Annotated in this window: 20 protein-coding genes and 1 pseudogene; 15 read left to right on the top strand and 6 right to left on the bottom strand. The window is 56.9% G+C overall.

Translation table 11 applies throughout. From position 1 onward, the window contains the following. The first annotated feature begins 65 nt into the window (after nt 1-65). The 3 genes from KP808_RS24315 to secB are packed head-to-tail and all read left to right on the top strand — an operon-like array spanning nt 66 to nt 1,262. Nucleotides 66-479, top strand: a complete 414-nt coding sequence (locus KP808_RS24315) for a rhodanese-like domain-containing protein (protein ID WP_002551466.1) — start codon at nt 66-68, stop codon at nt 477-479. Nucleotides 480-481: 2 nt separating this feature from the next. Continuing rightward, nucleotides 482-733: a glutaredoxin 3 gene (grxC, locus tag KP808_RS24310; RefSeq protein ID WP_058400067.1), complete on the top strand. Its 252-nt coding sequence runs from the start codon at nt 482-484 to the stop codon at nt 731-733. Nucleotides 734-773: 40 nt separating this feature from the next. Next, nucleotides 774-1,262 carry a protein-export chaperone SecB gene (gene secB / locus KP808_RS24305; RefSeq protein WP_002551468.1) on the top strand — a complete coding sequence of 163 codons (489 nt, stop codon included), beginning with the start codon at nt 774-776 and terminating at the stop codon, nt 1,260-1,262. A gap of 61 nt (nt 1,263-1,323) precedes the next feature. Here the strand turns inward: secB and trmL are convergent, their stop codons facing one another. After that, complete coding sequence (trmL, locus tag KP808_RS24300; RefSeq protein WP_058407890.1) at nt 1,324-1,779, bottom strand: tRNA (uridine(34)/cytosine(34)/5-carboxymethylaminomethyluridine(34)-2'-O)-methyltransferase TrmL; 456 nt, start codon at nt 1,777-1,779, stop codon at nt 1,324-1,326. On the opposite strand from trmL, the gene KP808_RS24295 reads away from it, so the two are divergent. After that, nucleotides 1,778-2,218, top strand: a complete 441-nt coding sequence (locus KP808_RS24295) for a hypothetical protein (protein WP_004655063.1) — start codon at nt 1,778-1,780, stop codon at nt 2,216-2,218. The two genes, trmL and KP808_RS24295, sit on opposite strands and share 2 nt — an antisense overlap. Nucleotides 2,219-2,565: 347 nt before the next feature. On the opposite strand, the pseudogene tauC reads toward KP808_RS24295, so the two are convergent. From tauC to tauA, 3 genes and pseudogenes are all read right to left on the bottom strand, one after another. Next, nucleotides 2,566-3,330, bottom strand: a pseudogene (gene tauC / locus KP808_RS24290) (taurine ABC transporter permease TauC); the annotation flags it as partial. A 107-nt stretch (nt 3,331-3,437) separates the two neighbouring features. Further along, a complete protein-coding gene (gene tauB, locus KP808_RS24285) occupies nt 3,438-4,223 on the bottom strand; it encodes a taurine ABC transporter ATP-binding subunit (RefSeq protein ID WP_230017082.1) in 786 nt (261 codons plus the stop codon). Between the two features lie 25 nt (nt 4,224-4,248). Continuing rightward, complete coding sequence (gene tauA / locus KP808_RS24280; RefSeq protein WP_058407888.1) at nt 4,249-5,226, bottom strand: taurine ABC transporter substrate-binding protein; 978 nt, start codon at nt 5,224-5,226, stop codon at nt 4,249-4,251. Nucleotides 5,227-5,996: 770 nt separating this feature from the next. Between tauA and KP808_RS24275 the strand changes: the two genes are divergently transcribed. The 7 genes from KP808_RS24275 to KP808_RS24245 all read left to right on the top strand — a co-directional run bounded on the left by KP808_RS24275 (nt 5,997) and on the right by KP808_RS24245 (nt 12,619). Then, nucleotides 5,997-7,361: an OprD family porin gene (locus KP808_RS24275; RefSeq protein ID WP_230017081.1), complete on the top strand. Its 1,365-nt coding sequence runs from the start codon at nt 5,997-5,999 to the stop codon at nt 7,359-7,361. A 169-nt stretch (nt 7,362-7,530) separates the two neighbouring features. Further along, entirely contained in the window at nt 7,531-8,169 is a 639-nt protein-coding gene (locus KP808_RS24270; RefSeq protein ID WP_058407887.1) for a peroxiredoxin, read from the top strand. A 427-nt stretch (nt 8,170-8,596) separates the two neighbouring features. Beyond that, nucleotides 8,597-9,562, top strand: a complete 966-nt coding sequence (locus KP808_RS24265) for a sulfonate ABC transporter substrate-binding protein (RefSeq protein ID WP_002555773.1) — start codon at nt 8,597-8,599, stop codon at nt 9,560-9,562. Between the two features lie 28 nt (nt 9,563-9,590). Further along, nucleotides 9,591-10,388 carry an aliphatic sulfonate ABC transporter permease SsuC gene (ssuC, locus tag KP808_RS24260; RefSeq protein WP_004655051.1) on the top strand — a complete coding sequence of 266 codons (798 nt, stop codon included), beginning with the start codon at nt 9,591-9,593 and terminating at the stop codon, nt 10,386-10,388. Continuing rightward, nucleotides 10,385-11,197, top strand: coding sequence for an aliphatic sulfonates ABC transporter ATP-binding protein (gene ssuB, locus KP808_RS24255; protein WP_002555771.1), 813 nt, complete (start codon nt 10,385-10,387; stop codon nt 11,195-11,197). The genes ssuC and ssuB overlap by 4 nt, the downstream gene beginning before the upstream one ends. 26 nt (nt 11,198-11,223) lie before the next feature. Next, nucleotides 11,224-11,439, top strand: a complete 216-nt coding sequence (locus tag KP808_RS24250; RefSeq protein ID WP_002555770.1) for a TOBE domain-containing protein — start codon at nt 11,224-11,226, stop codon at nt 11,437-11,439. Between the two features lie 133 nt (nt 11,440-11,572). After that, a complete protein-coding gene (locus tag KP808_RS24245; protein ID WP_230017080.1) occupies nt 11,573-12,619 on the top strand; it encodes an RHS repeat-associated core domain-containing protein in 1,047 nt (348 codons plus the stop codon). A 6-nt stretch (nt 12,620-12,625) separates the two neighbouring features. Here the strand turns inward: KP808_RS24245 and KP808_RS24240 are convergent, their stop codons facing one another. Together KP808_RS24240 and KP808_RS24235 are read right to left on the bottom strand one after the other, a co-directional pair. Then, a complete protein-coding gene (locus tag KP808_RS24240; RefSeq protein ID WP_219170578.1) occupies nt 12,626-13,258 on the bottom strand; it encodes a TetR/AcrR family transcriptional regulator in 633 nt (210 codons plus the stop codon). Nucleotides 13,259-13,551: 293 nt separating this feature from the next. Further along, complete coding sequence (locus KP808_RS24235) at nt 13,552-14,928, bottom strand: glutamine synthetase family protein (RefSeq protein ID WP_003413528.1); 1,377 nt, start codon at nt 14,926-14,928, stop codon at nt 13,552-13,554. A 593-nt stretch (nt 14,929-15,521) separates the two neighbouring features. Between KP808_RS24235 and KP808_RS24230 the strand changes: the two genes are divergently transcribed. The 4 genes from KP808_RS24230 to KP808_RS24215 all read left to right on the top strand — a co-directional run bounded on the left by KP808_RS24230 (nt 15,522) and on the right by KP808_RS24215 (nt 20,823). Then, on the top strand, nt 15,522-16,880 hold the full coding sequence (locus tag KP808_RS24230; RefSeq protein ID WP_002555767.1) for a glutamine synthetase family protein: 1,359 nt from the start codon (nt 15,522-15,524) through the stop codon (nt 16,878-16,880). A gap of 69 nt (nt 16,881-16,949) precedes the next feature. After that, nucleotides 16,950-18,317, top strand: coding sequence for an aspartate aminotransferase family protein (locus tag KP808_RS24225; protein WP_230017079.1), 1,368 nt, complete (start codon nt 16,950-16,952; stop codon nt 18,315-18,317). 142 nt (nt 18,318-18,459) lie between these two features. Further along, nucleotides 18,460-19,557, top strand: coding sequence for a polyamine ABC transporter substrate-binding protein (locus KP808_RS24220; RefSeq protein WP_230017078.1), 1,098 nt, complete (start codon nt 18,460-18,462; stop codon nt 19,555-19,557). A 171-nt stretch (nt 19,558-19,728) separates the two neighbouring features. Next, nucleotides 19,729-20,823, top strand: a complete 1,095-nt coding sequence (locus KP808_RS24215) for a polyamine ABC transporter substrate-binding protein (RefSeq protein ID WP_230017077.1) — start codon at nt 19,729-19,731, stop codon at nt 20,821-20,823. Nucleotides 20,824-20,831 lie beyond the last annotated feature (8 nt).

The raw sequence follows: 20,831 nt of genomic DNA, 5'->3' as shown, positions 1-20,831 counted from the left end.
CGGACTTTGGCCCACCTTGGCTGCTGTGTATACTGGCCGACATTTTAACGCCCTGGAACCTACTGATGGTTGCTCACCTGCTTGAATTCGCCACTAACCACTATTTGATCACCGGTGCCTTCGTCATTCTGCTGGGACTGCTGATCGCTTACGAACTGAGCAAGGGCGGTGCCAGCCTGAGCACTCGCGAGCTGACCGCGCTGGTCAACAGCGACCAGGGCGTGGTCATCGACGTGCGCTCGAAAAAGGATTTCACTGCCGGCCACATCGTGGGCTCCCTGAACTTCCCGCAGGACAAGGTGCTGACCCGTACCGCTGAACTGCAGAAATACAAGGACAAGACGTTGATCATCGTCGATGCAATGGGGCAGCATGCTGGCACCACCGCCCGCGAGCTGCTCAAATCCGGCTTCAAGGCGGCCAAACTGTCCGGCGGTATTTCCAGCTGGCGCGGCGACAACCTTCCCTTGGTGAAGTGAACATGGCCCAAGTCATCGTCTATTCCAGCGACTATTGCCCGTATTGCGTACGTGCCAAACAGCTGTTGCAGAGCAAGAGCGTGGCCTTCGAGGAAATCCGTGTCGACGGCAAGCCGCAACTGCGTGCCGAAATGACCAAGAAGGCCGGTCGCACTTCCGTACCGCAGATCTGGATCGGCTCGACCCACGTGGGCGGCTGCGATGACCTGTTTGCTCTGGAGCGTGCCGGCAAGCTTGATGCGCTGCTGGCCTGATTCCCCTTAAACTTTCAGCCCTATCTGACAAGGATCCGAGATGACCGACCAACCGAACAACGGCGCTGTTGCCAACGAAGAAAACGGCCCACAATTTTCCCTGCAGCGTATCTACGTTCGCGACCTGTCGTTCGAAGCGCCAAAAAGCCCGGCAATCTTCCGCCAGGAGTGGACTCCGACCGTCAGCCTGGACCTCAACACTCGTCAGAAGCAGCTGGAAGGCGATTTCTATGAAGTCGTGCTGACCCTGTCCGTGACCGTCAACAATGGCGACGAAGTTGCTTTCATCGTTGAAGTGCAACAGGCCGGTATCTTCCTGATCAAGGGTCTGGACGACGGCGCAATGAGCCACACCCTCGGCGCATTCTGCCCGAACATCCTGTTCCCTTACGCTCGCGAAGCCATCGACAACCTGGTTGTACGCGGCTCGTTCCCTGCGCTGATGCTGGCCCCGGTGAACTTCGACGCCCTGTACGCGCAAGAGCTGCAACGCATGCAGGAAGCTGGCGAAACGCCAACTGTTCAGTAAGCGTTACCACTGCAAGCAAAAAGCGCCTTTCGGGGCGCTTTTTTGTGCGTCGTCGTTCGCTCTACGCAAACCCGTGCTGGCGCCACGCCTCATAGACGGCCACGGCCACTGTGTTGGACAGGTTCAGACTACGGCAGCCTTCACGCATGGGCAGTCGCAGGCGATGCTCGCTGCTCAGCGAGTCGAGGATGTCGGCGGGCAGGCCACGGCTTTCCGGGCCGAACAGAAATGCGTCACCTGGTTCAAAGCTGACATCGTGAAAAGGCCGAGAGCCTTTGGTGGTGAAGGCGAACAACCTAGGGTTGCCGATCTTCTCCAGACAGCTTGCCAGGTCAGCATGCGTCTGCAGCGTGGCATACTCGTGATAGTCGAGCCCGGCACGGCGCAAGCGCTTGTCGTCCAGCTCGAAACCCAAGGGTTCGATCAAATGCAGGGTGCAGCCGCTGTTGGCGCATAGCCTGATGACATTGCCGGTATTCGGCGGAATTTCTGGTTGAAAAAGGATGACGTGAAACATGCACGGCTCCGAACGAAAGGACGGGATGCATTCTACCCCTGAAGAGGACCCGAGACCGAAGCTATGGCCGCGAGTTCTGGGTTCGATGGCGATTGTCGGCTTTACCGTGGGCACCATAATCGGTCGTCTGCAGCAACCTGACCCCGTTGAACTTGAGCAGATCGAGGAACTGCCTGCCGGGCTGGCGCTCTGGTTCAATGAAGAACCGAAGTACCAAGGGTCGACGGTGGATGGCGCTGTGGTGCTCAACGTCGATGCTTCAGGGCGGCCGTGGACGGGCCAACTGAGGTTCGACAACAGGGTTGCACGCTGGAAGGTGGAGCGAGGTGAGAAGGGGTTGGTGCTGACACTCCTGGCAGCCCGTCCACTTCATGGCGACTGGCGCACTGAGAAGGTGGACGGGCGCTGGAGACTGGAGGTCAGTCTCCGGGAGGAATAAAAGAGGGGAATCCCCGGCCTGCCTGTACCAAGGTCCCCAAAACTGGTGATGTAATACCTATTGCAGAGTGCGTGCCAGTTTTGAGAATTAACCCGAAAGAACAGGCTGACTTAGTCATATCCGGTTAAGCATTTCTTGAGTCAAAAGCCCTTCAACCTCATCAACATACTGAATTTATTAAGTATTTTTCATATTCGAAAACCTTGGATTGGTTGATGAGTCAGCCGCTGTGAATGCTCGGCGCTGGCATCTGGTCGCCCTGAATGTCGCGCCAGGCCCCGCAATGCGGTATCAGCGCATGCACTCAATTTGCGCACCGCAACGACGCACACACCCATACTGATGCATTAATGCTGCTGACCATGCCAGGGCACCAGCCTGCGTTGCAGTGCGCGCAGGCCCAGCTCCATGGCAAAAGCGATCACGGCGATCACCAGAATCCCCAGCACCACAACGTCTGTCACCAGAAACTGCGCCGCCGACTGCACCATGAATCCCAGCCCGCTGGTGGCAGCAATAAGCTCTGCGGCCACCAGCGTCGACCAGCCCACGCCCAGGCCGATGCGAATACCGGTAAGAATGTCCGGGAGTGCGCTGGGCAGGACCACGTGCCGAATCAACTGCCAGCGCGTCGCGCCCAGCGACTGTGCCGCCCGCACTTTGGTCGGGTCCACGGTGCGAACGCCGGTAGCCGTGGCAATGGCAATCGGCGCGAAGATCGCCAGATAAATCAGCAGTACCTTGGAGAATTCGCCGATACCGAACCAGATAACGATCAGCGGCAGGTAGGCCAGCGGTGGTATCGGTCGGTAAAACTCGATCAGCGGGTCGAATATCCCCTGAGCGATGCGGTTATGGCCGATGGCGATTCCTATCGGGATGGCTGTCAAAATTGCCGCGCCCAGCGCCAGACCGATGCGTTGCAGGCTGGCGCCCAGATGCTGCCAGAGTGTGGCGTCCATGTAGCCCTTGGTTGCCAGCAGCCAGCCTTTGCTCAGCACATCCGCTGGCGGTGGCAGGAACAGCGGCTCGATCCAGCCCCCGGCAGTTACGGCCCACCAAAGAATCAGCAGTACGGCGAGGGTCAGGATGCTGATCGCTCGGGTGCTCAAATAAACCTTCGGCGTGGGGGCAGCCGGTTGTTTGGCGAACGGTTGGCTGATTCCGGTCAGTTCGCGGCTATCTATAAGCTCATGGCTGCCAACAGGCTCAAGGCTACTCATACACGCTGCTCCCGGGTGCGCTGGGAAAACACGCTGGTCAGCACATGCTCGCGGGTTTCGATAAAACGCGGGTCAGACTTTATCGCGCGGGCTGATTCGCCAGCGCTATAGCGAAGGCCGAAGTCCAGGTGCAGATGCTCGGCGATACGACCGGGGTTAGGGGCGAGCAGAACAAGGTCGGTGGCTAGGAAAACCGCTTCTTCTATATCGTGGGTTATCAGAAACACCGGCTTGGCGGTACGTTGCCAGACTTGCAGCAATAGCTCCTGCATCTGCTCACGGGTGAAGGCATCCAGTGCACCGAATGGCTCGTCCATCAACAGGATGCGCGGGTCGGCTGCCAGCGCTCTGGCCAGGCCGACGCGTTGCCGTTGTCCACCGGACAGCTGCCATATTCGCCGCTGGTCAAAACCGGCCAGATCCACCAGTGCCAACATCTCCCGCGCTCTGGCTTCACGTTCCGAACGGCCGACACCCGCCAGTTCCAGGCCAAACGCAACATTGGCCAACACGTCCTGCCAGGGCAGCAAGGCATCATCCTGAAAAACTACGCCACGCTCTGCGCTCGGGCCCTCCACGGGAATGCCGTCGAGAGTAATGCGGCCGCTGCCGGGTTTGATGAAGCCGGCGATGAGGTTCAACAACGAGGTTTTACCGCTGCCGGAAGGGCCGAGCGCAACCAGCAGTTGCTGTGGGCCCAGGCTCAGGTTGATGTCCGCCAGCACGGGTGCCGCGGCACCGGGGTACTGAGCGCCAATACGCTCCAGCTGTAATAGCGCCATGCGTGTCTCCTTGTGCTGAGAGCGTTTAGCGTGGGATGAACCGGGCGCTGACGTACGGTGAGTAGTCAGGCAGTACCGCGTCGACCTTGCCCTGTTCTTTAAGGAATGCTGCGGTTTTGGTTACCGCCTCGATGGTCGGTGTACCCAGCAGCGCCGTCTGCTCGGCAGCCAGCGGGTAGACATTGCCTTGCAACAGGCCGGGTACGTCAGACGCCTTGGCGCCAGACAGTCGGGTCAGCTTGTCGACGTTGGCCGGGTTGGCGATCCATGCAGCGGGGTCCTGGCGATACCGGGCGTAGGCATCGAGCGTTACCTTGGCGAAGGCGCTGACAACTTCCGGGTGTTTGCTGGCGAAGTCCTTGCGCACAATCCAGGCATCGAAGGTCGGTGCTCCGACTTTCGCCAGTTCGCCTGAAGTGATCAGCACCTTGCCGGTTTCCTTGGCGACGCCCAGCGCCGGGTCCCAGACGTAAGTGGCATCAATGTCGCCGCGCTTCCAGGCCGCAGCAATGGCAGGCGGCGCGAGGTTGAGGATCGTGACCCTGGCCGGATCGATATTCCAGTGTTTGAGCGCTGCAAGCAGGCTGTAATGGCCGGTGGAGACAAAGGGCACGGCCACTTTCTTGCCGATCAGGTCCTGTGGTGAGTTGATCCCCGAGCCATTACGGGCAACCAGCGCCTCGGCAGCGCCGATCTGCGTGGCTATCAGAAAGGTCTCCACCGGGAGTTTGCGTGTAGCGGCGGCTGTGAAGGGGCTTGAACCGAGATAGCCGATCTGTACGTCGCCGGATGCGATTGCGGTGATGACGTCCGCACCATTATCGAACTTGCGCCAGGCGATTTTCGAGTCAGTGGCTTTTTCGTAGGCGTTATCGGCCTGGGCAACCTTGGCTGGGTCGACAGTGGTCTGGTAGGCGACGGTAAAGTCTGCTGCCTGTGCAATGAATGTTGCGCCAGTCAACGACAGCGCAGTCAGCAAGCGCAGGGAAAAATGCAGTTTCATGATGGAGCTCCGAATCGGACGGGCCGAGGACTGGCTGGATAAGGAGACTAAGTGATCTAAGAATCTGCAAATAAATAACTTTTGGGAATTAGCTTATGAAGGGTCTTTAGAGCCATCTCCAGAACCCATCTGCACATCAGGGACCTGTTACGCATCTGCCAATCGGCTCGGACGTCACCCGGCGGACACCAAAATTGCTTTTTTGTTCACCTGGTCTACAGTTGAGCGCATGTTTCAGAGGGTAAAAAACGCCCAAAAAGCGTGTTTTGAGCAGTTTTTAGAAAATATTTCATGACTGCAGAGCGTTGCGCGCCAAAGTGGTGACAACTGTCATATTTCTTTACTAATCTCTCTGAAGTGCCCGTTTTACAAGGCTTTTACTGGCAGGCAAATTGCGCTCTGTCGTTGGGGACTATGACCGGCTGGTCTCGATTTGGCCGGTCACTGGTACAAAACCAAAAGATCTGACGAACGGTACCAAAATAAATTTTGGGAATTACCCGATTAGGTCGATACACTCCGTGACGTCCTGGCTGACACGAGTTGTGACATATGCCTGATTGTTCTTAGAAGCTGCAAAACAGTTTCTTTTGAGCATGAAGAATTTTCACTAACGTGCGGCCACCGACATGCGCGGTCTAGTCAAAAGTCGGGGTGTACAGAATCCATTGACCTCCAGGTCGGGACTGTCACCTATCGCAATATCTCTGGGTCAGGGCAACGCCCGGCACCGGAGACATAAAAAATTAGATTCACGAGGAGCGTAGTTAATGAAGAAGTCCACCCTGGCCTTGGCCGTAACCGTCGCGGCATTGGCTCAGCAGGCCGGTGCAGCTGGTTTCCTTGAAGACAGCAAAGCGTCCGTCAGTTCTCGTACTCTGTATTTCGACAACGATTTCCGCGAAGGCACTACCCACAACAACCGTGAGACGGCCACCGGCCTGAAATTCGACTACCTGTCGGGCTTCACTCAAGGCACTGTTGGTTTCGGTCTGGACGTCCAGGGATTGGTCGGTGTTCACCTTGATGGTGGCCGTGGTAACCACGCAGCTGCTGCTAACGGCGGCATTTTGCCTACCGACACTGATGGTTCTGCAGTCAGCGAGTGGAGCCGTCTAGGCGCCAACGGTAAGGTACGCTTCTCGAAAACCGAGCTGAAAGTCGGTAACGCATTGGCTCCTAACCTGCCAATTCTGGTCAGCAACGACGGTCGTCTTCTGCCTCAGGCTTTCCAGGGCGGCATCCTGACCTCCAAGGATCTGGACACCGTAACTTTCACTGCTGGTCAGCTGAACAAGTCGATCGGCCGTGCTTCAAGCAACTGGACTGACCTGTCCGTTGCCGGTGCCTCCGAAACCAGCGATCATTTCCGTTTCGCTGGCGCTGACTGGAAAGTCACCAAAGACCTGACCCTGCAGTACTACTACGCCAACCTGGAAGACTTCTACAAGCAACACTTCCTGGGCCTGGTTCACGTCTACCCGATCAGCGACAACCAGTCCTTCAAGACTGACCTGCGTTATTTCAACAGTAGCTCTGACGGCAAAAACAGCGACGCGGCGACTGGCTATCGTTTCAACAACAACAACGGTTATGCCAAGAACACCGGCGAAGTTGATAACTCCACCTGGTCCGCCATGTTCACCTACTCGTTGGGTGGCCATGCGTTGATGGTTGGTCATCAACAAGTGGGTGACAACGGCGGTATGGTTTTCCTGGGTCAGGGTAGCGTCACTAAAGACGGCACCACACGTTCGAGCCTTGAAGGCAACGGCGGTTCGAGCTTCTACCTGTTCACTGATTCGATGATCAACGGCTTCAACCGCGCGGGTGAGAACACCACGTTCGGTCAGTACTCGTATGACTTCGCCAAAGTCGGCGTTCCAGGCCTGAAAGCAGCAATCGCTTATCTGAATGCTGACGACATCCGCGGCAATACTGCGGCCACTCGCAATAACAGTTACTCCGAGTGGGAAACCGACATGCGTGTTGACTACGTGATTCAGAGCGGTCCGTTGAAAGGCTTCGGCACCACCTTGCGTCACGGTACCTACCGTGCCGATGGTGATCTGAACAACTCGACTAACACCGATCAAACCCGTCTGATCTTCAACTACACCTACAACTTCATGTAAGTGTATTGAGGTTCAAGGAAACCCCGCCCCGTGCGGGGTTTCTTCTGCCCGTTTTTTTATATTCCTGGCAGGTCTATCAAGCGCATTATTTATTCTTTTTAACTTTTCTCAGCAGGGCGCACAGTAACGTCATACCAAGGCCTACCCGATACAGACAAGGAGCAACACCATGACACTGCGACTTGGCGACATCGCCCCTGACTTCGAGCAGGAATCCAGCGAAGGTCGTATCCGTTTCCATGAATGGCTCGGCGACAGCTGGGGTGTGTTGTTTTCTCATCCCGCAGACTTCACGCCTGTGTGCACCACTGAACTGGGCTTCACCGCCAAATTGAAAGACGAGTTTGCCAAGCGCGGTGTGAAAGCCATTGCGCTGTCTGTCGACCCGGTTGATTCGCACATCAAGTGGATCGATGACATCAACACTACGCAAAACACCCAGGTTAACTTCCCGATTCTGGCCGATGCCGACCGCAAGGTCTCCGACCTGTATGACCTTATTCATCCCAATGCCAACGACACACTGACTGTGCGCTCGCTGTTCGTGATCGACCCGAACAAGAAAGTGCGCCTGACGATTACTTATCCGGCGAGTACCGGGCGTAATTTCCACGAGGTTCTGCGCGTTATCGACTCTCTGCAATTGACCGACAACTACAAGGTTGCCACGCCCGCCAATTGGGTGGACGGCGATGATGTAGTGATTGTGCCGTCGATCAAAGACGAAGCCGAGATCAAGCAACGCTTTCCCAAGGGCTACAAGGCCGTCACGCCCTATCTGCGCCTGACGCCACAGCCAAACCGCTGATTTTCGATCTACCAAGCGTGGGGTTATTCGGGCCGATTTATCGGCCCTTTTTTATTCCTCCCTCATAGCCGCCGACTGCGTTGCTCGATCAAGCGCGGACGCAGAGCGTCCAGAACGGCATGCGACGCGGAGCGTCGCACGATAGTCGAGATCATCGTTCCTCACGCTCCAGCGTACGAATGCCGCTAGTGACGCTCCGCCGCCTGTTCAAGATCGGACGCAGAGGGTCCAGAACGGCATGCCGCCGTAGTACGCCGCACGATAGTTGAAAAATGGTGCTGCTCTTTATATTCATTTATGGAATAACTAAATGAATAAATAAGATTTATAGATATAAAAAAGTGCTGTTAATGTCGTCCCTATTCCCGCCTTGTTCGTCTGTGACTGGCTGAGCAGGCACTACCCAATACCCGCTAAAGGAGCGCATATGCGCACTGTCATTTTGCGTCGAGGCCTTGTCGCTCTGTTTGCTGCTGCGGTCGCGCTTGGCGCGGTCACCCAGGCCCAGGCGGAAGATCTGCGCATCGGTTATCAGAAATACGGCACGCTGGTGCTGCTCAAGGCCAAGGGTTCACTGGAGAAGCGCCTGGCCGAGCAGGGCGTAAAGGTTCAGTGGACAGAATTTCCGGGCGGTCCGCAGTTGCTTGAAGGTCTGAACGTGGGCTCGATTGATTTCGGCGTGACCGGTGAAACACCACCGGTTTTCGCTCAGGCCGCAGGCGCGGATCTGCTGTACGTCGCATACGAGCCGCCAGCGCCGACCAGTGAAGCCATCCTGGTGCCCAAAGACTCGCCCATTACCTCGGTCAAAGACCTGAAAGGCAAGAAAGTCGTCCTCAATAAAGGCTCCAACGTCCATTACCTGTTGGTCAAGGCACTGGAAGATGCAGGCCTGAAGTACACCGATATCCAGACTGTCTTCCTTCCCCCGGCTGATGCGCGTGCCGCTTTCGAGCGCGGCAGCGTAGACGCCTGGGTCATCTGGGACCCGTACCAGGCCGCAGCTGAAAAGCAATTGCAGGCGCGGACCTTGAAAGACGGCACCGGCATCGTCGACAACCACCAGTTCTATCTGGCGACCAAGCCTTACGCACAAAAGAATCCGAAGGTGATTCAAGCCCTGATCGAAGAAGTTCGTGCAGTGGGCGAATGGTCCAAGGCCCACCCCGATGAAGTGACCAAACAGGTTGCGCCGTTGCTGGGGCTGCCCGCCGATATCACCCTGACCTCGGTAAAACGCCAAGGCTACGGTGCGCTGTTCATTACTCCACCGGTTGTAGCGGCGCAGCAGAAAATTGCTGACACCTTCTACCAGCTCAAACTGATTCCGAAGCCGCTCAGCATTGCTGATGTGGTCTGGACACCTCCTGCTGCTGTTGCTCAAGCACAGTGATCGTCAGGCCCTTCGAGGAGACAACTCCATGAGCCTCAGTGCTTCGCAACGCATCATTCACCGACTGGCGCCCTGGGCACTTCCAGTCCTGTTGTTGGCCGTCTGGCAGCTGTCGGTCAGCGCCGGGTGGTTATCCACACGCATTCTGCCCGCACCCAGCGCAGTCATTGAGGCGGGTATCAATCTGGTCGCGAGTGGCGAAATCTGGACCCATCTGGCTATCAGCGGCTGGCGTGCCGGGATCGGTTTCGCCATCGGCGGCGGCATCGGTCTGGCTCTGGGCTTTATCACCGGCCTGAGCAAATGGGGCGAGCGCCTGCTGGACAGCTCGGTGCAGATGATCCGTAACGTGCCGCACCTGGCGCTTATTCCGCTGGTCATCCTGTGGTTCGGCATCGACGAGACAGCGAAGATATTTCTGGTCGCGCTGGGCACGCTGTTCCCTATTTATCTGAATACCTACCACGGCATCCGCAACATCGATCCGGCGCTGGTAGAAATGTCCCGCAGCTATGGCCTGTCAGGTTTCAGCCTGTTCCGGCATGTGATCCTGCCAGGTGCTATGCCTTCGATTCTGGTCGGTGTGCGCTTTGCGCTGGGCTTCATGTGGCTGACGCTGATCGTGGCGGAAACCATTTCTGCCAGCTCCGGCATCGGTTACCTGGCGATGAATGCGCGGGAATTCCTGCAAACCGACATCGTGGTACTGGCCATTGTGTTGTACGCCGTCCTCGGCAAACTGGCCGATCTTGCGGCGCGAGGCCTTGAACGTGTGTGCCTGCGCTGGCACCCGGCCTATCAAGTGAGCAAAGGCGGTGCCGCATGACCAGTCTGAAGCAGCAACCTCCACATTTGCTGCGCGGTATTCCGCTGGCAGTCCGCAACCTGAAAAAAGCGTTCGGCACTCGCGAAGTGCTCAAGGACATCGACCTGCATATTCCGGCCGGTCAGTTCGTCGCCATCGTCGGCCGTAGTGGCTGCGGTAAAAGTACCTTGCTGCGCCTGCTTGCCGGTCTCGACAAGCCAACCGAGGGTCAATTGCTTGCAGGCTCTGCACCACTGGACGACGCTCGCGAAGACACGCGTTTGATGTTCCAGGAGGCGCGTTTGCTGCCTTGGAAGAAGATCATTGACAACGTCGGCCTTGGCCTGAGCGGCGACTGGCGTGCGCAAGCACTCGAAGCGCTCGAGGCCGTCGGCCTTGCCGAACGCGCCAACGAGTGGCCAGCGGCATTGTCCGGTGGCCAGAAGCAGCGTGTTGCTCTGGCGCGTGCGCTGATTCACAAGCCGCGCCTGCTGTTACTCGACGAGCCGTTGGGCGCGCTGGACGCTTTGACCCGCATCGAAATGCAACAACTGATTGAAAAACTGTGGGGCCAATACGGCTTCACGGTACTGCTGGTTACTCACGATGTCAGCGAGGCAGTCGCCATCGCCGACCGCGTGATCCTGATCGAAGAAGGCCAGATCGGCCTCGACCTTCTGGTCGACCTGCCACGGCCACGTGCTCGCGGCTCGCACCGCCTTGCTGCGCTGGAAGCCGAAGTGCTCAACCGAGTATTGGCCATCCCCGGCTCGCCACCTGACCCGGAACCGTTTTCGCCACTGCCCACGCAATTGCGCTGGGCAAATTAACCCTGATCCCCAAAGGAAGACATGCCATGACTATCAAAGCCATCAACGTTCGCAACCAGTTCAAAGGCACCATCAAGGAAATCGTCCACGGCGATGTACTGTCGGAAATCGACGTACAGACCGCTTCCGGCGTTGTGACCTCGGTCATCACCACCCGCTCGGTAAAAGAGCTGGAGCTGGTCGTCGGCAGCGAAGTCATCGCCTTCGTGAAGTCGACAGAAGTCTCCATCGCCAAGCTGTAAACAATGGGTAAAAAACACCCCGGACGGTCCTGGCCCTCCGGGGTTTTTTGCTGTTTACCTAGCAATTATGTGAGGTAGGCGAAGTATCGGTTTTGCTGGATGCTGATGGCTGGTTCTATTTGAAGCATCAGCCATGACCTCTTCAGCCCAAGCAGTTTTATGCCGCTATCGCTACGACCCGCTGGACCGTCTGGCTTCCAGCTCGCTGGCGGGGCAGGAAGATATCCAGCGCTTCTATCAGAAGAACGTTCTGGCGACCGAGATTCAGGGTGCTTTACGGAGCACGGTCTTTCAGCATGAAGACCGGCTATTGGCTCAACAGCGGCACGTTGATGATCTAGTGGACACGACGCTGCTGGCGACCGATCAGCAACGTTCAGTTTTGCAACTTGTGGATAACACTGGGGTTGAGTCTGTGGCGTATAGCGTCTACGGACATCATCCGGCTGAAAGCGGACTAACCAGTTTGCTGGGTTTCAATGGCGAGCGACGAGATCCGGCGACCGGGCATTATCTGCTGGGGAATGGGTATCGGGCTTATAACCCGGTGTTGATGCGGTTTAACAGCCCGGACAGTCTGAGCCCGTTTGGCGAGGGAGGGTTGAATACTTATGGTTATGTGGGTGGGGATCCGGTTGGGTTTGGGGATCCGTCGGGGCATATAAGTGCGGCGTTGTTTGATAAATTAGTACGGGCCGGAATAATTATACGGGCGCCTAAAAAAATACCGTTATCACAGTTGTCTAGCATTGTTGATGATTTGCCATATTCCTCTACTACTGTTTCGTCAACTCCCTCGCTTCCCATTGCGTCATCAACAGGTGAGGGCTTGGCAAGTACAAGTTCAATTTCCAGCTCGTCTGTTGGTCCGAGTGCAGGCGGGACTTTAAAATCTATGGTCAGAAGTTATAAAGAAACACGTAAAGCTTTTAATCACCTTTATAAATCTGGTACAGATGAACAGCGCAAGGCAGGCTTACTCAAGTTCGCAGAAACAACCTTCCGAAAAGAGTTAGACGTTACAGTGAAAGCGCTCGAATTAATGGAGGCGTCGAAAGGAACCAGTGCTTTTGATCCTGAGAGGTACAATGCTCTGAGCGCCAGGCTTATCGAGCGAGAAAAAAAATATAGCAAACGTTTTACGCCTTATTCTGAAGTTGTGAAGGATATCCGTGAATAGTGAGCTTTAAATAACTCGCTTCCCCAAAAATACCGGCAAATACAACCCCAAATAAGCATCAAACACCCGCATCCCTTCCTCAGCCATGCGCGGTGTAATCTCGTCATGCAATTGCACTGATCGCGCATACACGCGATCCCCCAGTTCCATCGCCAGCGCAAACACGTCCACGTCATCCGGCAGCGCAGGCAACTGGAAGTGACGGTCAAAGACCTCAAGCATCAAATGCCCCAGCTCTATGTCGTGCTGGCGGTCGGCCTGGTTGATTTCGGTAAGCCCATGCTGGGCGAGGATCAATTGGCGGGCGGCAGCGTCGGCGTTGTAGATGGCCAGCATGCGCAGTTCGACGATACGCGACAGGTCGCGCCAGGTAGAGAGCTGGTCGTGATCGATAGGTGCCTGCAGCGACGCGCGGAAAGCCGCGTGAATATCGGCTGTCAGCGCTTCAAGCAGCGCCGGAACGCTGGCGAAGAAGTGGTACACCGAGGAGGGCGGAATACCTGCGCGTTCGGCCACGCTGTAAATCGACAGGCTGGCCACCCCTTGCTCGGCGAGCAACGTACGCGCGGCGTCGAGAATCGAATCGATCCTGGCCTGGCTGCGTGCTTGAGGTTTACGAGGTGCAGCGGCGCGTGTCATGGAGGCGGCTCTTGGATGGACTGGTGGTTATTGTAAGGCATTCTGTCTGAACGAATCTTGATCGTGTTTTAGCTTGCCGTCACATACAGTTATCGCTCCAACGCTCCGCGTGGTAGCGCATTTCTGGACGCTCTGCGTCCGATTTTGAGCATGCGGCGCGCCTCAGAGTTGTGACGCGGAGCGTCATCCACGGCATTCCCACGCGGAGCGTGAGGAACGAGGAGTGTTCCGGACGCAAACAAAAACGCCGCAAAGCTCAAGGCTTTGCGGCGTTTTGTATTACTCGGCTTCAATCAGACCGTATGCAGGTACCAGTTGTACTCGAGGTCGGAGATGGAGTGTTCGAACTCTTCCAGCTCGCTCTCTTTACAGGCGACAAAAATGTCGATGTATTTTGGATCGATGTACTTGGCCATCACCGGGTTGTCGTCCAGCTCGCGCAGTGCGTCGCGCAGGTTGTTCGGCAGGCTTTGTTCGTGTTGCTCGTACGAGTTGCCTTCTACCGGCGCGCCTGGTTCGACCTTGTTGACCAGGCCGTGGTGCACGCCCGCCAGGACCGAAGCCATTACCAGATACGGGTTGGCATCGGCACCGGCAACGCGGTGTTCGATACGTACCGCGTCGGCGGTGCCGGTCGGTACACGAACGGCGACCGTGCGGTTGTCCAGGCCCCAAGTGGGCGAGTTGGGCACATAGAACTGCGCACCGAACCGGCGATACGAGTTGACGTTCGGGCACAGGAAAGCCATTTGTGCCGGCAGGGTCTCGAGCACACCGCCGATTGCGTGACGCAATGCGGCGTTCTGCTCGGGATCCTCGCTGGTGAAGATGTTCTTGCCATCGCGATCCAGGATCGAGATGTGAACGTGCAGACCATTACCCGCCTGACCCGGATAGGGCTTGGCCATGAAGGTCGTGTCCATCTCGTGATCGTAGGCGATGTTCTTGATCAGGCGCTTGAGCAGCACAGCGTAATCGCACGCCTTGATAGCGTCGGCAACGTGGTGCAGGTTGACTTCGAACTGGGCCGGGGCGCTTTCCTTGACGATGGCGTCGGCAGGAATCCCTTGCTCCTTCGCACCTTCAAGTATGTCCTGAAGGCAGTCGACGTACTCGTCGAGGTCGTCGATCAGGTAGACCTGTGTCGAATGCGGGCGTTTGCCGGAAATAGGCGAGCGGGGCGGTTGTGGGCGACCGTTCACGTTCTCCTGATCGATCAGGTAGAACTCCAGCTCGAATGCGGCGCAGATGGTCAGGCCCATCTCGTCGAATTTGGCGACGACCTGACGCAATACTTCACGCGGGTCGGCGAAAAACGGATCGCCTTCGAGTTCGTGCATGGTCATCAGCAATTGCGCGGTAGGGCGCTTTTGCCATGGCTCGTTGCACAGGGTGTCAGGGATGGGATAACAGATTCGGTCAGCATCACCGATATCCAGGCCCAGGCCGGTGCTTTCCACCGTGGAGCCATTGATATCCAGAGCAAATAAAGAGGCAGGCAGGTTGATGCCCTTCTCGTAAACCTTATGGAGGCTGGTGCGTTCGATGCGTTTGCCACGCACCACACCATTCATATCTGCAATCAGAAGGTCAACGTACAGAACCTCAGGATGTTCCTTAAGGAACGCGTTCGCTTCGTTAAGCTGAACGGCACGCGGGGGTACCGACATGATGCAACACCTTTGTTGTTAAAAATATCAATCATCAATGATTGCGGATCTCAGTCAATCCGAAAGCCATGATGAAGTCAATAGAGCCTTTTTTGCCCTAAAACTGCGCCATATGGCCTTTTTTGCCGCTATTTAGGGCGTTTTATTCCGTTTCTGACCGCTGTTAAATACGAGCTAGAGCGGCCTGTCTTCTATTTTTAACGGGTTGTTGTATAAAAAAATGAACGAGGCTAAGCTCGATCGCAACCCAGTAGAGCAACAATAGCGGGGGTCCAATGCTTCACCTTTCCCTGGTCGACACGCGACTATCAAGCCCGTACAGCGCTCATCATGCCTGTGATATCGGTGCTCGTGGTGGGTTGCCACACCTTGCGACATCCCTGAACGGCTATCGAAGCCAGTCTGCTCTACTCTCAATGCTCGACATTACCACTATAACGGCTTCGTCAGTGTGACCGCGGCCGTCTGGAAATCCGGCCCCGCAGCTGTCACCTTACCCCTAATCGGCGTCTGCCGAAACGAGTTGTACAACATGACGCCGATGCGTCTGGAACGCCTGATCACGATCAGGACAATAAAACCCTGAGGTATTTATGAGTACCAACCTCGACCAGCTCACCGATTGGTTGAAAGAACACAAGATTACCGAAGTCGAATGCATGATGTCCGACCTTACCGGCATCACCCGCGGCAAGATCTCGCCGACCAACAAGTTCATCGCTGAAAAAGGCATGCGCCTGCCTGAAAGCGTGCTGTTGCAGACGGTGACTGGCGACTACGTAGAAGACGATATCTACTACGAGCTGCTGGACCCGGCAGACATCGACATGATCTGCCGTCCCGACCAGAACGCGGTGTATCTGGTGCCCTGGGCGGTCGAGCCCACTGCGCAGGTGATTCACGACACCTACGACAAGCAGGGCAACCCCATCGAGCTGTCGCCGCGCAACGTGTTGAAGAAGGTCCTCAAGCTTTACGCCGATCAGGGCTGGCAGCCAATCGTGGCGCCGGAGATGGAGTTCTACCTGACCAAGCGTAGCGACGACCCGGACTATCCGCTACAGCCACCGATCGGGCGCTCCGGGCGACCGGAAACCGGGCGTCAGTCGTTCTCGATCGAAGCGGCCAACGAATTCGATCCGCTGTTCGAAGACGTCTATGACTGGTGCGAACTGCAGAATCTGGACCTGGACACGCTGATCCACGAAGACGGCACGGCGCAGATGGAAATCAACTTCCGTCACGGTGATGCCCTGTCGCTGGCCGACCAGATTCTGGTGTTCAAGCGCACCATGCGCGAAGCCGCGCTCAAGCACGACGTTGCGGCGACCTTCATGGCCAAGCCGATGACCGGCGAACCGGGCAGTGCCATGCACTTGCACCAGAGCATCATCGACATCGAGACCGGCAAGAACATCTTCTCCAATGAAGACGGGACCATGAGCGAGCTGTTTCTGAACCACGTCGGTGGTCTGCAGAAGTTCATACCCGAGCTGTTGCCGCTGTTCGCCCCCAACGTCAACTCGTTCCGCCGCTTTCTGCCTGACACCTCGGCACCGGTGAACGTCGAGTGGGGCGAAGAGAACCGTACCGTCGGCCTGCGCGTGCCGGACGCCGTGCCGCAGAATCGTCGTGTCGAAAACCGTCTGCCAGGTGCCGATGCCAACCCTTATCTGGCCATTGCCGCCAGCCTGCTGTGCGGGTTCATCGGCATGGTTGAAGGTATCAACCCGAGTGCGCCGGTGGTCGGGCGTGGCTACGAGCGTCGCAACCTGCGCCTGCCATTGACCATCGAAGACGCGCTGGAACGCATGGAAAACAGCAAGACCATCGAGAAGTACCTAGGCAAGAAGTTCATCATCGGTTACGTCGCGGTCAAGCGCGCCGAGCATGAAAACTTCAAGCGCGTGATCAGCTCGTGGGAGCGGGAATTCCTGCTCTTCGCCGTCTGATCCCGCAGAGCGCCGCAGCAGCAGGTGTGCGGCGCTCTGATAACTGACCTGAATTAAAGGAAGTGCTGCATGAGTGCCCACAATAATCCGCAAACCCTCGAATGGCAGGCCTTGAGCAGCGAACATCACCTGGCACCGTTCAGCGACTACAAACAATTGAAAGAGAAAGGCCCGCGCATTATTACCCGTGCCGAGGGCGTTTATTTGTGGGACAGCGAGGGAAACAAGATCCTCGATGGCATGTCCGGCCTGTGGTGCGTAGCCATCGGTTATGGCCGCGAAGAACTGGCCGACGCTGCCAGCAAACAAATGCGTGAGCTGCCTTATTACAACCTGTTTTTCCAGACCGCCCACCCGCCGGTGCTGGAGCTGGCCAAAGCCATTTCCGAAATCGCTCCGCAGGGCATGAACCACGTGTTCTTCACCGGTTCAGGCTCCGAAGGTAATGACACGATGCTACGTATGGTTCGTCATTACTGGGCTCTCAAAGGCCAGCCGAACAAGAAAACCATCATCAGCCGCGTCAATGGCTACCACGGCTCCACTGTCGCCGGGGCCAGCCTGGGCGGCATGACCTACATGCACGAGCAGGGCGACCTGCCTATTCCGGGTGTTGTGCACATTCCTCAGCCCTACTGGTTCGGCGAAGGCGGCGACATGACGCCGGACGAGTTCGGCATCTGGGCTGCCGAGCAACTGGAAAAGAAAATTCTCGAGCTGGGCGTCGAGAACGTCGGTGCGTTCATTGCCGAGCCGATTCAGGGCGCAGGCGGTGTGATCGTGCCGCCCGAGTCCTACTGGCCGAAGATCAAGGAGATCCTTTCCCGCTACGACATCCTGTTCGCCGCCGATGAGGTGATTTGTGGCTTCGGCCGCACCAGTGAGTGGTTCGGTAGCGATTTTTATGGCCTCAAACCCGACATGATGACCATCGCCAAAGGGCTCACCTCCGGGTACGTGCCGATGGGCGGCCTGATCGTGCGTGATGAAATCGTTGCGGTGCTCAACGAGGGTGGTGATTTCAATCATGGCTTTACCTACTCCGGGCATCCGGTGGCGGCAGCCGTTGCGCTCGAGAACATACGTATCCTGCGCGAAGAAAGGATCGTCGAACGGGTCAAGTCGGAAACGGCACCGTATTTGCAAAAGCGTTTGCGTGAGTTGAGCGATCATCCGCTGGTGGGCGAGGTCCGTGGCGTCGGGCTGCTGGGGGCCATCGAACTGGTGAAGGACAAGGTCACTCGCGAGCGCTACACCGACAAGGGCGCCGGAATGATCTGTCGAACCTTCTGCTTCGATAATGGCCTGATCATGCGGGCCGTGGGCGACACGATGATCATTGCGCCGCCACTGGTGATCAGTTTTGCGGAAATCGACGAACTGGTGGAAAAGGCTCGCAAATGCCTGGATCTGACGCTGGCGGTATTGCAGGGCTGAAAACGTGGAAAAAAGCGTCGATTCAAGCGCAATGTGCATTGTTTAACGGGTGTCGGCTTGAAAGCCTGCCCAGGAAGTTGCCAGACTAATGGCTACACGCCGCTAACTGACGGTCAGTGATAAAAATACATTGGAGCTACGCATGAAAAAATTTGGCAAGACCCTTCTCGCGCTGTCCCTGATGGGCGTTGTGGCCGCCGCTGCGCAGGCCGATGATAAAGTGCTGCACGTCTATAACTGGTCCGATTACATCGCGCCGGACACCGTTGCCAAGTTCGAGAAAGAATCGGGCATCAAGGTGGTCTACGACGTTTTCGACAGCAACGAGACGCTGGAAGCCAAATTGCTCGCCGGCAAGTCCGGCTATGACGTCGTTGTGCCGTCCAACAACTTCCTGGCCAAGCAGATCAAGGCCGGCGTTTATCAGGAGCTGGACAAGTCCAAGCTGCCGAACTGGAAGAACCTCAACGAATCGCTGCTCAAGGCCGTGTCGGTCAGCGACCCGGACAACAAGCACGCATTCCCGTACATGTGGGGCTCGATCGGTATCGGCATCAACCCGGACAAGGTCAAGGCCGCACTGGGTGCTGACGCGCCGGTCAACTCGTGGGATCTGCTGTTCAAGCCCGAGAACGCTGCCAAGCTGAAATCATGCGGCATCAGCTTCCTCGACTCGCCGACCGAAATGCTGCCGATTGCCCTGCATTACCTGGGCTACCCGACCGACTCTCAGGACAAGAAGCAGCTCGCCGAAGCTGAAGCGCTGTTCATGAAGATTCGTCCGTCGATTGGCTATTTCCACTCGTCCAAGTACATCTCGGACCTGGCCAACGGCAACATCTGCGTCGCAGTCGGCTACTCGGGTGATATCTATCAGGCCAAGTCCCGTGCTGCCGAAGCCGGTGGCAAGGTAAAAGTCGCTTACAACATCCCCAAAGAAGGTGCCGGTAGCTTCTACGACATGGTCGCCATTCCCAAGGATGCCGAAAACGTCGAAGGTGCCTACAAGTTCATGACCTTCCTGATGAAACCGGAAATCATGGCTGAAATCACTAACGCAGTGCGCTTCCCGAACGGTAACGCGGCAGCAACGGCGCTGGTCGACAAGGAAATCACCAGTGACCCTGGCGTTTATCCGCCTGCCGACGTACAGGCCAAACTGTATGCAATCGCGGACCTGCCTGCTGCCACGCAGCGGATCATGACCCGCAGCTGGACCAAGATAAAATCAGGTAAATAAGCCTGTCATCAAACCTGTGGATGCTGCGTAGCCTCGGCCGCGCAGCGGCCAGCAGACAGGAATATTGCCTAAACCTTTGCTGGTTGGGCTCATAGACGGTAAGTTGCGCGCCGGTTTGGTTTTCCGGACGCCCTCCGGCGCTCAGGCCCCTCTGTTAAAAGGACTCATTCTTTGTCTATTTCTATTCTCTCCAAAGCCTTGCTGGCGGCTGCCGGGCTGACACTGTCGATCAGTGCCCAGGCTGAGTCCACCGTGCATATTTATAACTGGTCCGATTACATCGGCAAGACCACCCTGGCGGACTTCGAAGCCGCTACCGGCGTCAAGCCGATGTATGACGTGTTCGACTCCAACGAAACCCTTGAAGCCAAGCTGCTCGCCGGACGCACAGGTTATGACGTGGTGGTGCCGTCCAATCACTTCCTCGGCAAGCAGATCAAGGCCGGTGCGTTCCAGAAGCTCGACAAGTCGCTGCTGCCCAATTACAAGAATCTCGACCCGGCGCTGCTCAAGCGTCTGGAGAAGAACGATCCGGGTAACCAATACGCCGTGCCGTACCTGTGGGGTACCAACGGCATCGGTTACAACGTCGAAAAGGTCAAGGCCGTGTTGGGCGTCGACAAGATCGACTCCTGGGCGGTGCTGTTCGAGCCGGAAAACATCAAGAAGCTCTCCAGCTGTGGCGTAGCGTTTCTCGACTCCGCCGATGAGATGTTGCCTGCGGTGCTCAACTACATGGGGCTGGACCCCAACAGCACCAAGGAAGCTGATTACAAGAAGGCCGAAGCCAAGCTGCTGGCGATTCGTCCTTACGTGACCTATTTCCACTCGTCCAAATACATCACCGACCTGGCTAACGGCGACATCTGCGTCGCCGCAGGTTTTTCGGGGGATGTGTTCCAGGCCAAATCCCGGGCTGAAGAAGCGGGCAAGGGCGTGAAGATCGCCTACAGCATCCCGAAAGAGGGCGGTAACCTGTGGTTCGACATGCTGGCGATCCCGGCGGACTCGAAAAACATCAAGGAAGCCAGTGCCTTCATCAACTACATGCTCGACCCCAAGGTGATCGCCAAGGTCAGCGATGAAGTCGGCTACGCCAACCCCAATCCCGCCTCCGGCGAGTTCATGGACCAGAAAATCCGCACCGATGCAGCGGTTTACCCGCCTCAGGAAGTGCTGGACCGCCTGTTCGTGAACAGCGAGTTGCCACCCAAGGTGCAACGTCTGATGACCCGCAGCTGGACCAAGGTCAAGTCGGGCAAATAAAAATCCAG

This window comes from Pseudomonas savastanoi (assembly GCF_020917325.1).
Taxonomy (GTDB): Bacteria; Pseudomonadota; Gammaproteobacteria; order Pseudomonadales; family Pseudomonadaceae; genus Aquipseudomonas; species Aquipseudomonas amygdali.
The sequence above is the reverse complement of the archived record's forward strand: the minus strand, read 5'-3'. Positions and strand labels throughout refer to the sequence as shown.